Below are 13,858 nucleotides of genomic sequence, written 5' to 3' on the forward strand. Positions count from 1 at the left end.
CTTCATCCTTCCGTCCCGCGGCGGGACCGTAAAAACTGCCGGATCTGGTGGACGACGGTGTCCATGTCCGTCATCACCTGAACATCGGGGAAGCGCAGGACGGCGTAACCGTCGAGCTGCAGCCGTACGTCGCGCTGCCGGTCGGCGGCGAACATGGCGGCCCCCCGGTGCTCGTCGCCGTCGATCTCGACGACGCAGCGCTCCTTCTCCCACATCAGGTCCACCCGGATCGGGGCGGACAGCGGGTGCGGCCGGTACGTCTGGTTCCAGGCCCGGCCCCGCGCCCACGCGCGGCCCGCGAGCGCCGCCTCCAGCGCCTGCTCGCCGCGGCTGGCGGGATGGGGCCGCCCGGCGACGGGCGGGTACCGCATCGCGGGCGTCCCGGGGGAGGGGGTCAGGGGCGGCGCGGGCGGTACGGGCAGGTCCAGCGGAACGGTCGCGACACGATCGACCGCGTCCAGGGGCGCGCCGGCGAGCCACACGCCGAACCCGCCCCGGTGGGCCAGCCACTCGCCGGCGGCCACCAGCGCCTCCTGCGCCCACGGGGCGAGCCCGCCGGGCACGCGCACCAGGATCGCCGCCCCCCGCCTGCCGTAGCCGTCGGCCAGCACCCTGGCCAGCCCCGCCGCCCGCGTCTCGGGCCCGAACCTGCTCCGCCCGGCCCTGCTCCGCAGAGACCCGCCCGTCCCGGACCCGCCCGTCCCGGACCCGCCCGTCCCGGACCCGCCCGTCCCGGACCCGCCCGTCCCGGACCCGCCCGTCCCGGACCCGCCCGTCCCGGGCCCGCCCGTCCCGGACCCGTCTGTCCCGGGCCCGCCTGTCCCGGGCCCGCATGGCTCGCCTGGCGGTGTCCGGGCCAGCAGCGCGCGTTCGGCCAGCTCGGCCAGGAAGGGGCCGTAGTGGTCGCTGGCGGCGGCCCGGCGGCGGGCCAGCGCGCGGACCGCCGCCACCCCGGCGCCTCCCGCGCCCTCGATGTCACCGGCCTCGGGCAACCAGGCGGGGAACAGCGCGACGGCCGCCTCGTCCAGCTCGCCCAGGACGGAGGCCACCAGGTCGTCGAGGGGAAGGGCACCGGCCGGCAGGTAGGTGACGACGGCGGGCGCGCCGGGCGGCAGGGGGTCGAGGGCCGGCGCCAGGGCGTCGGCGTCCGCGCCGAGCCGGACCACCCGCCCGGCCGGCAGCTCCGCCCATGCCCCCACCCGGCACCGCCCCCCTGAGAAATCGGATACGGCAGGCTATCGCGTCACCCCGGGACCGCGTTCCCGTCCTCGGCCCCCGCCCCCGGACGGCGGATCACCCTACCGGAAGCCGCGCTCGGCACGATCACGCCGGAAGGCGTCCAGGCGGGCGAAGTCCAGCTCGTGGACGGAGACGGCGGCCTCGGGCGGCCCGGTGAAGAAGCCGGCGTGGGTGCGCGGGCACGGGTTGGCCAGGCCGGTCACGCCCGCGCACGGGTGCCCGTGGTAGGTGGTCTCGTGGTGCCAGTCGCTGACGGCCACGTACGTCATGAACTCGTAGGCCCGCGCGACGCTCATGTGCTGCCAGAGCTGCCGGGCGGGGGCGGGCCCCTCCCAGCGGGTGACCGAGAAGGCGGGCACCAGCACCGCGTCCAGGCCCTCGTACCCGGCCAGGCTGGCCGAGTACCACAGGTCCGCGCACAGCAGCACGCGCAGGCGGCGGCCGTTCAGCTCGAAGCCGGTGCCGGGCCGCCCGGGGACGACGCCCGAGCGCAGCTCCAGCCCGTAGGGGTGGACCTTGTCGTACTCGGCGAGCAGCGTGCCGCCCGCGTCGGCGACGGCGCCCCGGTTGACCCGCCCGCCGCCGGGGGAGCCGTCGTAGTGCGAGCCGCCCACCACCGCCATGCCGGCGCCCCTGGCCAGCTCGCGCACCCGGGCCAGGTAGTCGGCGCGCGGCAGGCTCGCCCCGGCCAGCTCGGGCAGCAGCATCAGCTCGGCCGAGCGAGGGGTGACCAGCCCCTCGATCGTGTCGAAGTTGGCGTGTCCGTCGGAGGAGTAGCGCGGGGGCTGAACGAGGATGATCTGCACGCCTTCTACTGTGACCCGCCGGACGCGATGCCCGGAACCGCTCCTCCCGCGGGCCCGGTCAGGCGTTCCTCGCCTGCTCCGCGACGGTCCGCAGCAGGCCGTGCCAGAGGTCGTCGGCCGGGGTCGGGGCGCCCGCGACGAGCAGGCGGTTGCTCGCCACGACCAGCGCGACGTCGCGGCCGGGGACGAAGCCGATCGCGCAGCCGACGTGCCCGGGGTGGCCGAGCACGGTCACCGTCTCGCCGGCCAGCTCCAGGCCGTAGCGGCGGAAGCCGAGCGCCTGCTCGGGGTCCGGCCCGGGAGCGAAGAACTCGCGGGCCGTCTCCGGCCGCCACAGCCGGTCGTGCTCCTGGTAGCGGGACAGCGCCAGGCAGTACCGCAGCAGGTCGGGCACCGTCGAGAAGAGCCCCGCGTGCCCGGCGACGCCGTCGAGGGCATGGTAGGCGTTGCCGTCGGCCGGCTCGCCGAGCACCGGCTCGTGCCGCCAGCCGGCGAAGTCGCCGCTGCGGTAGGGGACCGGGTACGGGCGGCCGGTGTCGAGCATGGTCATCTCGATCCGGTCGTCCAGGGCGCTCATGGCGACCTCGGTGCCCGTGGGCCGGGCGTAGGTGGTGCGGGTCAGGCCGAGCGGCCTGGTGACCAGCTCGGCCACGGCCCGGTCCAGCCGCAGCCCGGTCACGGCCGAGACGATCCGGCCCAGCAGGATGAAGCCGAGGTCGGAGTAGTGCCGGGCGCGGCCGGGGCGGTAGCGGGGTGGCGGCAGGGCCGCCTGGATGTAGAGCGGCCACCACTCCCACAGGCCGCCCCGGTGCAGCAGCAGGTCCCGGACGGTGATCGCCTCGTACGAGCGCGCCAGGTACGCGCTCAGCGGGGCGTCCAGGTCCACCAGCCGCTCCGACACCAGGCGCATGAGCGCCGTCGTGGTCGCCACGACCTTGGTGACCGAGGCGAGGTCGTGGTGGGTGTCGAGCGTCATGGGCTCCTCGCCGGCGAGGCCGCCGTCCACCGCGCGCACGGTGCGGTGGCCGGTGACCTCGGTCAGCTCGGTCCACGGCGTGCGGGCGGCCAGGATCAGGCCGGGCGGCGGCTCCGCCGGCAGCCCGCCGGCCGCGGGTTCCACGGTCATGGGGCCAGCACCAGCGAGCGGGGCGGCGTGGCCACCGGGGCGGGCAGCAGCAGCGGGCCCGCGCCGGGGGTCAGCGTGCCGAGGACGCGGGGGGCGGCGGCGCCGGTGCCGCCGGGAACGGTCCCGGGCAGGCCGTGCGCGCTCAGCCAGCCGATCAGGGCGAAGGCGATGGCCTCCTTGTCGTCGGCGGGCGCGCCGTAGGCGTCGGAGGGGGACACCTTCACGCCGGGCAGGGCCGCGCGCAGGCCGGCCATGACGACCGGGTTGCGGCAGCCGCCGCCGGAGACCACCAGCGTCGCGACGCCGGCCGCCCGCACGTCGGCGGCGACGGTCCGCACGGTCAGCTCGGTGAGCGTGGCCACCAGGTCGGCGTCGGTCAGGTCCGTGTCGGTCAGGCCGGTGCCGGTCAGGTCGGCGTCGGTCACGCCAGTGCTGGTTAGATCGGCGTCGGTCACGCCGGTGCCGGCCGGGCCGGTGAGGCCCGCCCTGGCCAGGGCGGACTCCACGTACCCGAGGTGGAACAGCTCCTTGCCGGTGCTCTTCGGCGGCGGCAGCCGGTAGTAGGGCTCGTCGAGCAGCGCCGCCAGCAACCCGGGATGGACGCGCCCGGCGGCGGCGATCCCGCCGTCCTCGTCGAAGCCGCGCGCGTTCAGCCCGCGGCCGGTCACCACGGCGTCGATGAGCGCGTTGGCGGGCCCGATGTCGTAGGCGAGCAGTCGACCGTCCCGCAGCACGGTCATGTTCGCGATGCCGCCCAGGTTGAGCACGGCGGCCCCGCCGTCCAGGCCGCCCAGCAGCAGCCCGTCCAGCACCGACACCAGCGGCGCCCCGTGCCCGCCCGCGGTGATGTCGCGCACGCGCACGTCCGACAGCACCGGCACGCCGGTACGCTCGGCGATCCAGGCGGGCTGCCCGAGCTGCAGGGTGCCGCGCGCGTGCGCGCCCTCCACCCAGTGGAACACCGTCTGCCCGTGCGAGACGATCAGGTCGGCGGGCCCGCCCGCCGCGATCGCCGCCTCGGCGGCCCCGGCGAAGCACTGCCCGATGAGCGTGTCCAGCACGCACACCTCGGCCAGCGTCGTGGCCGCGGGCGGCAGCGCGGCGAGCAGCCCGGCCCGCAGCTCGGCCGGGTACGGCGTGCTCGCCGTGTGCCCGACCCGCCCGCGCAGCACGTCCCCCTCCAGGGTGAAGTCCACGAGGGCCACGTCGATGCCGTCGTGCGAGGTGCCCGAGATCATCCCGAGGACCCTCATGCCCGTCCTCCGGCGCTCAGGTGCGCGCCACGCGGCATGCGGCCTCCTCGGGACAGTAGGTCAGAGTGACGACAGTAGGTCAGAATGACGCAGACCCTACCACCTGGGTGTTTATCTCCGGCTGAGGAGGCCGGGGGCGGGCGGCTGTGTTTCCGGCTGTACCGCCGGCGACATCTTCACAGGCCGGATTCACCCGGGGTTCACTGGCCGTCTCTACCTTGTGGGGCCATGAACTGGAAGTACCGGGCCAACGCGACGCTTGAGGGCCTGACCGGATACACCTTGACCAGGCAGCCGCGCAAGGCGCCGCCCAAGCCCCCGCCGCCCCCGAAGGTCCCGCTGGAGCTGCGGCGCCTGCCCGGCGACGTCGTACGGCCCCCGGTGGACCCCGCGCACGACCGGCTGCTGCGCGAGCCCGTCTTCCTGCTGTCGTCCGTGCGGTCGGGCTCGACGCTGCTGCGCGTCATGCTCAACAGCCACTCGCGGATACACGCGCCGATCGAGACGCACTTCCGGCGCATCACCGTCGGCCTCGGCACCGACCCCGTACGCCAGGCCATGGAACTGCTCGGCCACACCCACAGCGACCTCGAACACCTGGTCTGGGACCGCGTGCTCCACCGCGAGCTGGCCCGCAGCGGCAAGCCGGTCCTGGTGGAGAAGACGCCCAGCAACGTGTTCGTCTGGAAGCGCCTGGCCACCTGCTGGCCGGACGCGCGCTTCGTCTTCCTGCTGCGCCACCCCATGTCGATCGTGCAGTCCTGGCACGAGGCCGACCCGGTCAAGCGGCCCATGAGCGAGGCCGTGCCGCGCACGCTCAGCTACATGACGTACCTGGAGGAGGCCCGTACCCATCTGGAGGGGCTGAGCGTGCGCTACGAGTCGCTGGTCGCCGATCCGGAGGCCGAGCTGCGCAGGATCTGCCTGTTCCTGGGCGTCGAGTGGGAGCCGGGCATGCTCAGGTACGGCGACAAGGACCACGGCGCGTTCGTCAAGGGCGTCGGCGACTGGCGTGACAAGATCCGCACGGGCACGGTCGTGGCCGGCCGCCCGCTGCCCGCCCCGGACGAGGTGCCGGAGGCGCTGCACGAGGTCTGCCGGGCCTGGGACTACATGCGGTGACGTGGCCCGTGACCGCTTGGTGACGGTTGCGGGTCTGTGACGAAGTTCGCCTCCCATTTGCCCGCCATTCGCCCGAGCCTCCGATATGTTGCCGTTCGTGATCAACAGGCCCTCGCGCCGCGCTGTACTCGCCGGAACCCTCGCCGGCCTCGCCGTGCCGCCCGCCATGTCCGCGCCCGCCGAGGCGTCCGGCGGCGGCCTGCCGATCCGTCCCAACATCGTCGTCATCCTCGCCGACGACCTGGGATGGGGAGAGATCGGCAGCTACGGCCAGTGCCTGATCAGGACGCCGAACCTGGACCGGATGGCCGCCGAGGGCGTGCGCTTCACCGACGCGTACTCGGGGGCGCCGCTGTGCGCCCCCTCCCGCTGCGCGCTGCTCACCGGCCTGCACACCGGCCACGGCACCGTCCGCGAGAACCCCGAGGGCGGCCCCCAGCACGCGCTGACCTCCGCCGACCTGACCTTCGGCGAGCTGCTGCAGCTGTCCGGCTACCGCACCGCCTGCATCGGCAAGTGGGGATTCGGCCCCGAGCGGGCCGGCCAGCCCTCGCACCCGAACGAGCGCGGCTTCGAGGAGTTCTTCGGCTACATCGGCCACAAGCACGCCCACCAGTACTTCCCCGCGTACCTGTGGCACAACGGCGAGCGGGTCCGGCTCGACGGCAAGCAGTACGCGCCCCACCTGTTCCGGCAGCGGGCCGTCGAGTTCATCAAGCGGGACCACGACCGGCCGTTCCTGCTCTACTTCCCGACGAACCTGCCGCACGCGCCGAGCGCGGTCCCCGGCGACGCCGGCCCGTACGAGAGCCGCCCCTGGAGCGAGGCCAACCGCCGCCACGCCGCCCAGGTCGCCCGGATGGACGACGACGTCGCCGCGCTGCTGCGCGCGCTGCGCGAGTCGGGGCAGGCCGAGCACACGCTGGTGCTGTTCACCAGCGACAACGGCCCGCACCGCGAGAAGGGCGTGACGCCCTGGCTGTTCGACTCCAACGGCCCCTGGCGGGCCGACAAGCGCGACGTGTACGAGGGCGGCATCCGGGTCCCGCTGATCGCCTGGTCGCCGCGGCTGCGGCCGCGCGTGGTGCGGCAGCCGGTGACCGGCTGGGACCTGCTGCCGACGCTGGCCGACCTGGCCCGGGTGCCCGTCCCGGCCAACCTCGACGGGATCTCCTACCGCGGGCTGCTCACCGGCGCGCGTGCCCCCAGGCACGAGTACCTGATCTGGAACCGGCCGCGCAAGGCGCAGGCCATCCGCCGCGGCCGGTGGAAGGGCGTGCGGTTCGCCCCGCACATCTCCGGCGCCGGGCCGGACGGCCGCGTCGAGCTGTACGACCTGTCCGCCGACCCGGGGGAGACGCGCGACCTGGCCGCCGCCCGGCCCGAGCTGGCCGAGGAGCTGATGGCCACGCTGGACGCCGCCATCGGGCCCGACCCGCGCATCCCGTACGGGCTCAGGAGCGAGATCCGCGGCGACGAGGTCGTGGTGACCCTGGAGAACGGCTCCACCGTGCCCTGGGACGACGTCGTGCTGGGTGTCGACGGCCCGCGCCGGGCCCGCGCGAGCAAGGTGCGGCGGGTGGAGCCGGGCATGGCGATCTCGGTCGGCTTCCCGCTGCCCGCCGCCGGCCGCGACCGCCTGGTCGCCCGCGCCGCGTTCAGGGCGCTCGGCCGCTCGCAGCTCTTCCGCAGGGCGCACTCAAGGAGCGCGCTGACGGCCCGCTGACCTCCGCGCTAGTCCACCGTCACCCTGGTGACAGATTGTCACTGTCCCCGTACGGATAGTTAAACACGGCAGGGGATCGGCGACGGCGAACGAGGAGGGAAGCCATGCACCTCATCACCAGGAGCGAATGGCACGCCAAGGAGCCCACCGCGAGCTACGTGCGGCTGTCCTCCACCAGGGGCGTGAAGATCCACTACACGGGCGGCAAGGTGCTCGCCGACCTCGCCGACCCCGACAACCACGACCACTGTCCCGGCCTGGTGCGTGGCATCCAGCGCATGCACATGGGGGGCGGACGCGGCGAGCGGTACATCGACATCGGCTACAACATGGTGTGCTGCCCCCACCGGAAGCTGTTCATGGGGCGGGGGCCGCACCACCTGCCGGCCGCCAACGGCGCCGGCCTCAACTCCGGGCACTACGCCGTGCTCGCGCTGCTCGGCGACTCCGGCTTCGACGAGCCCAACGACGACCTGCTCAACGGGCTGGTCGACGCCATCGAATACCTCCGCGAGCACGGCGGCGCCGGCGACGAGGTCAAGGGCCACCGCGACGGCTACCAGACCTCCTGCCCCGGCGACCCGCTCTACCGGTGGGTCCGCGACGGCGCCCGGCGCCCGTGACGGCCCGGGACGGGCCGTTCAGGTCAGGCGGCCGACGTGGGCCAGGGCCTGCTTCAGCAGCACTCCCTGCCCGCCGGTCATCTCCTGCTGCACCGCCGGGGAGGCCGCCTCCTCCGGCGTGAACCACACCAGGTCGAGGGCGTCCTGCCGGGGCCGGCAGTCGCCCGCCACGGGCACGATGTAGGCCAGCGACACCGCGTGCTGGCGCGGGTCGTGATAGGGGGTGACGCCGGGCGTCGGGAAGTACTCGGCGACGGTGAACGGCTGCGGCGAGATCGGGATCTGGGGCAGCGCCACGGGCCCGAGATCCTTCTCCAGGTGGCGCAGCAGCGCGTCGCGGACCCGCTCGTGGTGCAGCACCCGGCCCGAGACGAGCGCCCGGCTGACCGTCCCGTCCGACGCGATGCGCAGCAGCAGGCCGACGTGGGTCACCACGCCGGATTCGTCGACCCGCACCGGCACGGCGTCGATGTAGAGGATCGGCATCCTGCCGCGTACCGACTCCAGCTCTTCCGGTGACAGCCAGGCGGGCGTCGTTTCGGTCTTTTCGGTCATTTCTTGATCGTACGACCTCAGCCGTCACCGCCGTACCGGGACCGGCCGCGGAAGGCCGCGCCCGGCCAGCCACGACACCGCGCAGACGGTCAGCACGATGCCGAGGAACGGCAGATACCCGACGATCTTCTTGTCCATGCCCCACCACGCTCCGCTCCGTGCGGCCCTTCCGCCGCCCCCGACGTTCCACCGTCTCCGCCGCCTCCGGCCCGGCTCCGCCCGGACGGACGGAACCGGAAACCGGCAGGTCAGCACGGTCGTACCCAGGGCCGGGGCTCAGAACACGCGGGAGGCGGCCTCGTCCCAGGCGCGGGCGTGGCCGGAGGGCTCGTAGCGGCGCAGCGGCTCGGCCCCGGCGACCAGCGCCCGCATCTCGGCCAGGTCGCGCACCAGCCCCGCCGCCCGCGCCTGCACCAGCACGTTGCCGAACGTGGTCGCCTCGGCCGGGCCGGCCACCACCGGTAGCCCGCAGGCGTCCGCGGTGAGCCGGCACAACAGCTCGTTGCGCGACCCGCCGCCCACCAGATGGACGACCTCGACCTCGCGCCCCGACAGCTCCATCGCCTGCCGCACCGCCCGCCGGTGCCCGAGGGCCAGGCTCTCCAGCACGCAGCGCACGTACCCGGCCTCGGTGGCGGGCGGGGTCTGGCCGGTGCGGCGGCACTCGGCGGCGATCCTGGCCGGCATGTCGCCCGGCGGCAGGAACACCGGCTCGTCCGGGTTGACCACGGCGGCGAACGCCGGCTCGTCCGCCGCGGCCTTCAGCAGCCGCGCCAGGTCGGCGCCCGGCCAGGCGCGCAGGCACTCCTGCAGCAGCCATAGGCCCATCACGTTGCGCAGGTAGCGGACGGTGCCGTCGATGCCGGCCTCGTTGGTGAAGTTCGCCGCCCGGCTCTCCGGCGTCAGCACCGGCTCGGGCAGCTCCACCCCGGCCAGCGACCAGGTGCCGCAGGAGACGTAGGCGAAGGCGGGGCCGGTCGCGGGCACGGCGGCCACGGCCGAGGCGGTGTCGTGCGAGCCCACCGCCAGCACCGGGGCCGACCAGCCCAGCTCGGCGGCCACGTCGGGGCGCAGCCCGCCGATCGCCTCGCCCGGCTGCCGCAGCGGCGGGAACAGCCGCGCGGGCAGGCCCAGCCGCTCGATCAGCGGCGCCGCCCACGTCCTGGTGCGCACGTCGAGCAGGCCCGTGGTGGAGGCGTTGGTGACCTCGGCACCGATCTCGCCGGTCAGCCAGTAGCCGAGCAGGTCGGGGACGAGCAGCATCGTGGCGGCCCGGTCGAGCCGGCCCTCGCGCTGCTCCGCCAGTAACTGGTAGACCGTGTTGAACGGCAGGACCTGGAGGCCGGAGGTCTCGTACAGGCTCTCCGCGCCGATCTCGGCGGCCACCCGCTCGGGCAGGCCGCCGGTGCGCTCGTCGCGGTAGTGCACCGGGTTGCCCAGCAGCGCGCCGGTCTCGTCGAGCAGCCCGTAGTCGACCGCCCAGGAGTCCACGCCGACGGAGGCGACCGGCCCGGCCTCGCGCAGCCCGGCCAGGATCTCCCGGTACAGGCCCAGGATGTCCCAGTGGAGCCGGCCGGCCACGCGGACCGGGCCGTTGGGGAAGCGGCGGGCCTCGGTCAGCCGGATCCCGCCGGACAGGTCGGCCAGCATCACCCGGCCGCTGGAGGCGCCGAGGTCCACGGCGGCGAAACGGCGGCTCACTGCGTCGACTCCCTCGCGACCAGCTCGGGCTGGAACATGATGTGCTGATGGGCGTGGGTGTCGGGGTTGTCGCACTCGTCCAGCAGCAGCTCGGTGGCGATGCGCCCGAGCTGGTACGTCGGCTGCCGCATCGAGCTCAGCGACACCGTCGAGGCGGCGGCGAAGTCGATGTCGTCGTAGCCGATCAGCGCGACGTCCTCGGGCACCCGCACCCCCGCGCGCAGCAACGCCCGCAGCACGCCGAGCGCGAGCAGGTCGTTGGCGCAGAAGACGGCCTCGGGCAGGGCACCGGCCAGCAGCTCGGCGCCGGCCTTCTCGCCGCCCCGGGCCGTCATCGTGGCCGCCTCGACCACCCGCAGCCCGCCGGGGTCGAGCCCGGCGTCGCGCAGCGCCGCCCTGGCGCCCTCGCGGCGCTCCACGCACTGGCGGATGGTCAGCGGGCCGGTGATGCAGGCGATCTCGCGCGCGCCCCTGGCCAGCAGGTGCGCGACCGCGGCCCGGCCGCCCGCCACGTCGTCCACGGCCACCGCGCACTGGTCGGGGCGGTGCGCCGGGTGGTCCACCAGCACCACGCTGATGCCGTGCTCGCGCAGCCGGTCCAGCCGGGCGGGGTCCTCGCCGGAGGGGGTGATCAGCACGCCGCGCACCCGGTGCTCGGCCAGCACCCGCAGGTTGCGGTCCTCCTTGTCGGGCGAGCCTGCCGAGTTGCCCAGGATGACGGCGTAGCCCAGCTCGCTGGCGACGTCCTCGACGCCGGCGGCGACCTCGGTGAAGAAGGGGTTGCCGATGTCGATCACGCTGAGGCCGATCGTCCTGCTGTGGCCGGCGCGCAGCGTCGAGGCCGAGCCGTGCCGGACGAACCCCAGCTCGCTGATGGCCGCCTCGACGCGCTCCCGGGTGGCGGGGGCGACCTTGTCCGGCCGGTTCAGGACGTTGGAGACCGTGCCGGGGGAGACGCCGGCGTGCGCGGCGACGTCCTTGATGCTGACCATGGCCATGGAGCCCAATTAAAACGTACTAATGGGCAGGGCGCCAGTCAGCGCACCGGCCACGGCCGGAACCGGCCGCGGCCGTGGCAGGCCCGGTGCCCGGTCCCCGGCCGGCGGTTGAACGGCGACCTTGAACCGCTTTTGGCGGCCCTCCGGCCGACCGCCCGGCGACCGCTCCCGCAGTGCCCGGGCGATCCCTGTTTCCCCGCCCCGACCGGCGACGACGGCATCACGCGGGCCGCGAACCCTTGTGCCGCACACCTCAGGAACGTTTTAATCCCCGTGAAGATCGGCGCAACGCGCTGTGAGCGCTAACAGTCACGTACGGACGGAAAGGCAGGCTCATGCCGGATGTCATCGCCTACGGCGGCGACTGGAACCCCGAGCAATGGCCGGAGGAGACGTGGGAGCAGGACGTCGCGCTCATGCGCGAGGCCGGCGTCAACCGGGTCAGCGTCGGGATCTTCTCCTGGTCCGCGCTGGAGCCCGCCGAGGGGGTGTTCGACTTCGGCTGGCTCGACCGCGCGCTGGACCTGCTGGCCGCCGCCGGCATCCGGGCCAACCTGGCCACCCCCACCGCCTCCCCGCCGCCGTGGTTCGCCGCCGCCTACCCCGAGGCGCTGCCGGTGGACGCCGACGGGCGGCGGCTCCACCACGGCAGCAGGCAGGGCTTCTGCCCCAGCTCCCCGATCTACCGCGAGAAGGCGCTGCGCATCGCCGAGCGGGTCGCCACCCGCTACGCCGGCCACCCGGCGCTGGCCCTGTGGCACGTGCACAACGAGTACGGCTGCCACAACGCCCGCTGCTACTGCGACACCTCGGCGGCGGCCTTCCGCGCCTGGCTGCGCGCCCGGTACGGCTCGCTCGACGCGCTCAACGACGCCTGGGGCACCGCGTTCTGGTCCCAGCGCTACGGCGACTGGACGCAGATCCTGCCGCCCCGCGCCACGCCCAGCTTCCCCAACCCCGGCCAGCAGCTCGACTTCCGCCGCTTCAGCTCCGACACCCTGGTGGGGCTGTACGCCGCCGAACGCGACCTGCTCAGGTCGATCACCCCTGACGTGCCCGCCACCACGAACCTCATGGCCGGCGCCCACTGGGACATGGACTGCTGGGCCTTCGCCGCCGAACTCGACGTCGTCTCCACCGACCACTACCTGATCGGCGCCCGCCCCGAGCCGCACATCGACCTGGCCTTCGCCGCCGACTACGCCCGCTCGCTCGGCGGCGGCCGGCCCTGGCTGCTGATGGAGCACTCCACCAGCGCCGTCAACTGGCAGCCGCGCAACCTCGCCAAGGCCCCCGGCGAGCTGCGCCGCAACTCCCTCCAGCACCTGGCCAGGGGCGCGGACGGCATCATGTTCTTCCAGTGGCGGGCCTCCCGCGCCGGGGCCGAGAAGTGGCACTCGGCGATGCTGCCGCACGCGGGCCCCGACACCAAGATCTTCCGCGAGGTCACCGCCCTCGGGGCCGAGCTGGCCGGGCTGGCCGGCGTGACCGGCAGCCGGGTGAGCGCCGAGGCCGCGATCCTGCTCGACCACGCCAGCGTCTGGGCCCAGGACCACCCCGCCCAGCCGAGCGCCGAGCTGGACCCGGTCGAGGAGGCCAAGCGCTGGCACGCCGCGCTGTGGCGGGCCGGCGTCACCTGCGACCTGGCCCGCCCCGAGGGCGACCTGAGCGGCTACCGCCTGGTCCTGGTCCCCATGTTGTACCTGGTGAGCGACGCCGGGGCGGCCGGGCTGGCGGAGTTCGTCCGCCGGGGCGGGGTGGCGCTGGTCGGGCCGTACAGCGGGATCGTGGACGAGCACGACCGGGTCCGCCTGGGCGGCTACCCGGGCGCCTGGCGCGACCTGCTCGGGGTCACCACCGAGGAGTTCTTCCCGCTGGAGCGGCCGATCCCGCTGGAGTCGGGCGGCACCGGCACGGTGTGGAGCGAGCTGGCCCGCGCCACCGGGGCGAAGGTCCTGGACGCGTACGCGGCGGGCGGTCCGGCCTGGACGCGCAACGAGCACGGCGCCGGCGCGGCCCACTACCTGACCACCCTCCTGGACGACGCCACGCTGGCCCGCGTCCTCGCGGCGGTCTGCGCCGAGGCCGGCGTGCGCCCGGCGGCCACGGCCCCGCCGGGCGTCGAGGTGGTCCGCCGCGCCCACCGGGACGGCCGCTCGTTCCTGTTCGCGATCAACCACACCGGCGCCGACGCCGCCGTCACCACGCCCGGCGGCACCCGGGTGACGGTGGCGGCCGGCGACGCCCTGGTGGTGCCCGAGGATTAAAACGGTTCACCGCCCCCGGGCGATCTTCCGGCCGCACCGGGGGCGGCGGGCGCATTGACAGCGAGCACCAGGAATCATAGTTTCCTGCACGAAAGATTAAAACGTTTTGAAGGGGGTGCCAGTGCAACGGGTCTGCTTCCTGCTGAAAGTCCGCCCAGAGCGGCTGGCGGAGTACCGCGAACGCCACCAGCACGTCTGGCCGGAGATGCGAGAGGCGCTGTCACGCACCGGCTGGCACAACTACTCGCTCTTCCTGCGGGACGACGGCCTGCTCGTGGGCTACCTGGAGACCGACGACTTCGAGGCCGCCAGGAAGGCGATGGCCGGGACCGAGGTCAACGCCCGCTGGCAGGCCGAGATGGCGCCGTTCTTCGAGGATCTCGACGGCCGTCCCGACGAGGGCATGACGCCGCTGACCGAAGTGTTCCACCTGGATTGATCG

Annotated in this window: 12 protein-coding genes; 5 read left to right on the forward strand and 7 right to left on the reverse strand. The window is 74.4% G+C overall.

Going from position 1 to position 13,858, the window contains the following annotated elements; translation table 11 throughout:
- Positions 1 to 2 precede the first annotated feature (2 nt).
- From AB0H75_RS38695 to AB0H75_RS38710, 4 genes are all read right to left on the reverse strand, one after another.
- Positions 3 to 1,199 (reverse strand): endonuclease domain-containing protein, encoded by a 1,197-nt coding sequence (locus AB0H75_RS38695; RefSeq protein ID WP_367804735.1) that lies wholly within the window; start codon positions 1,197 to 1,199, stop codon positions 3 to 5.
- Positions 1,200 to 1,298: 99 nt separating this feature from the next.
- Positions 1,299 to 2,045: a carbon-nitrogen hydrolase family protein gene (locus AB0H75_RS38700; protein ID WP_367804737.1), complete on the reverse strand. Its 747-nt coding sequence runs from the start codon at positions 2,043 to 2,045 to the stop codon at positions 1,299 to 1,301.
- A 58-nt stretch (positions 2,046 to 2,103) separates the two neighbouring features.
- Positions 2,104 to 3,171 (reverse strand): serine hydrolase domain-containing protein, encoded by a 1,068-nt coding sequence (locus AB0H75_RS38705; protein ID WP_367804739.1) that lies wholly within the window; start codon positions 3,169 to 3,171, stop codon positions 2,104 to 2,106.
- Complete coding sequence (locus tag AB0H75_RS38710; protein WP_367804741.1) at positions 3,168 to 4,424, reverse strand: anhydro-N-acetylmuramic acid kinase; 1,257 nt, start codon at positions 4,422 to 4,424, stop codon at positions 3,168 to 3,170. The genes AB0H75_RS38705 and AB0H75_RS38710 overlap by 4 nt, the downstream gene beginning before the upstream one ends.
- 228 nt (positions 4,425 to 4,652) lie before the next feature.
- Between AB0H75_RS38710 and AB0H75_RS38715 the strand changes: the two genes are divergently transcribed.
- The 3 genes from AB0H75_RS38715 to AB0H75_RS38725 all read left to right on the forward strand — a co-directional run bounded on the left by AB0H75_RS38715 (position 4,653) and on the right by AB0H75_RS38725 (position 7,895).
- The gene (locus tag AB0H75_RS38715; RefSeq protein ID WP_367804743.1) at positions 4,653 to 5,546 is read left to right on the forward strand and encodes a sulfotransferase; all 894 of its coding nucleotides are present in this window, start codon (positions 4,653 to 4,655) and stop codon (positions 5,544 to 5,546) included.
- A 97-nt stretch (positions 5,547 to 5,643) separates the two neighbouring features.
- Positions 5,644 to 7,272 carry an arylsulfatase gene (locus tag AB0H75_RS38720; protein WP_367804745.1) on the forward strand — a complete coding sequence of 543 codons (1,629 nt, stop codon included), beginning with the start codon at positions 5,644 to 5,646 and terminating at the stop codon, positions 7,270 to 7,272.
- Positions 7,273 to 7,376: 104 nt separating this feature from the next.
- The gene (locus AB0H75_RS38725) at positions 7,377 to 7,895 is read left to right on the forward strand and encodes a hypothetical protein (protein WP_367804747.1); all 519 of its coding nucleotides are present in this window, start codon (positions 7,377 to 7,379) and stop codon (positions 7,893 to 7,895) included.
- Positions 7,896 to 7,913: 18 nt separating this feature from the next.
- On the opposite strand, the gene AB0H75_RS38730 is transcribed toward AB0H75_RS38725, so the two are convergent.
- The 3 genes from AB0H75_RS38730 to AB0H75_RS38740 all read right to left on the reverse strand — a co-directional run bounded on the left by AB0H75_RS38730 (position 7,914) and on the right by AB0H75_RS38740 (position 11,149).
- Positions 7,914 to 8,450: an NUDIX hydrolase family protein gene (locus AB0H75_RS38730; protein ID WP_367804749.1), complete on the reverse strand. Its 537-nt coding sequence runs from the start codon at positions 8,448 to 8,450 to the stop codon at positions 7,914 to 7,916.
- A 276-nt stretch (positions 8,451 to 8,726) separates the two neighbouring features.
- Positions 8,727 to 10,151: a rhamnulokinase family protein gene (locus AB0H75_RS38735; RefSeq protein ID WP_367804751.1), complete on the reverse strand. Its 1,425-nt coding sequence runs from the start codon at positions 10,149 to 10,151 to the stop codon at positions 8,727 to 8,729.
- A complete protein-coding gene (locus AB0H75_RS38740; protein WP_367804753.1) occupies positions 10,148 to 11,149 on the reverse strand; it encodes a LacI family DNA-binding transcriptional regulator in 1,002 nt (333 codons plus the stop codon). Before AB0H75_RS38740 ends, AB0H75_RS38735 begins: the two co-directional genes overlap by 4 nt.
- Positions 11,150 to 11,484: 335 nt before the next feature.
- Here AB0H75_RS38740 and AB0H75_RS38745 point away from each other — a divergent pair, with 335 nt between their 5' ends.
- Together AB0H75_RS38745 and AB0H75_RS38750 are read left to right on the forward strand one after the other, a co-directional pair.
- Positions 11,485 to 13,416: a beta-galactosidase gene (locus tag AB0H75_RS38745; protein ID WP_367804755.1), complete on the forward strand. Its 1,932-nt coding sequence runs from the start codon at positions 11,485 to 11,487 to the stop codon at positions 13,414 to 13,416.
- A 121-nt stretch (positions 13,417 to 13,537) separates the two neighbouring features.
- Positions 13,538 to 13,855, forward strand: coding sequence for an L-rhamnose mutarotase (locus AB0H75_RS38750; RefSeq protein WP_367804802.1), 318 nt, complete (start codon positions 13,538 to 13,540; stop codon positions 13,853 to 13,855).
- Positions 13,856 to 13,858: the final 3 nt, after the last annotated feature.

Origin of the sequence: Nonomuraea sp. NPDC050783, from assembly GCF_040802095.1 — a bacterium.
Lineage (GTDB): Bacteria > Actinomycetota > Actinomycetes > Streptosporangiales > Streptosporangiaceae > Nonomuraea.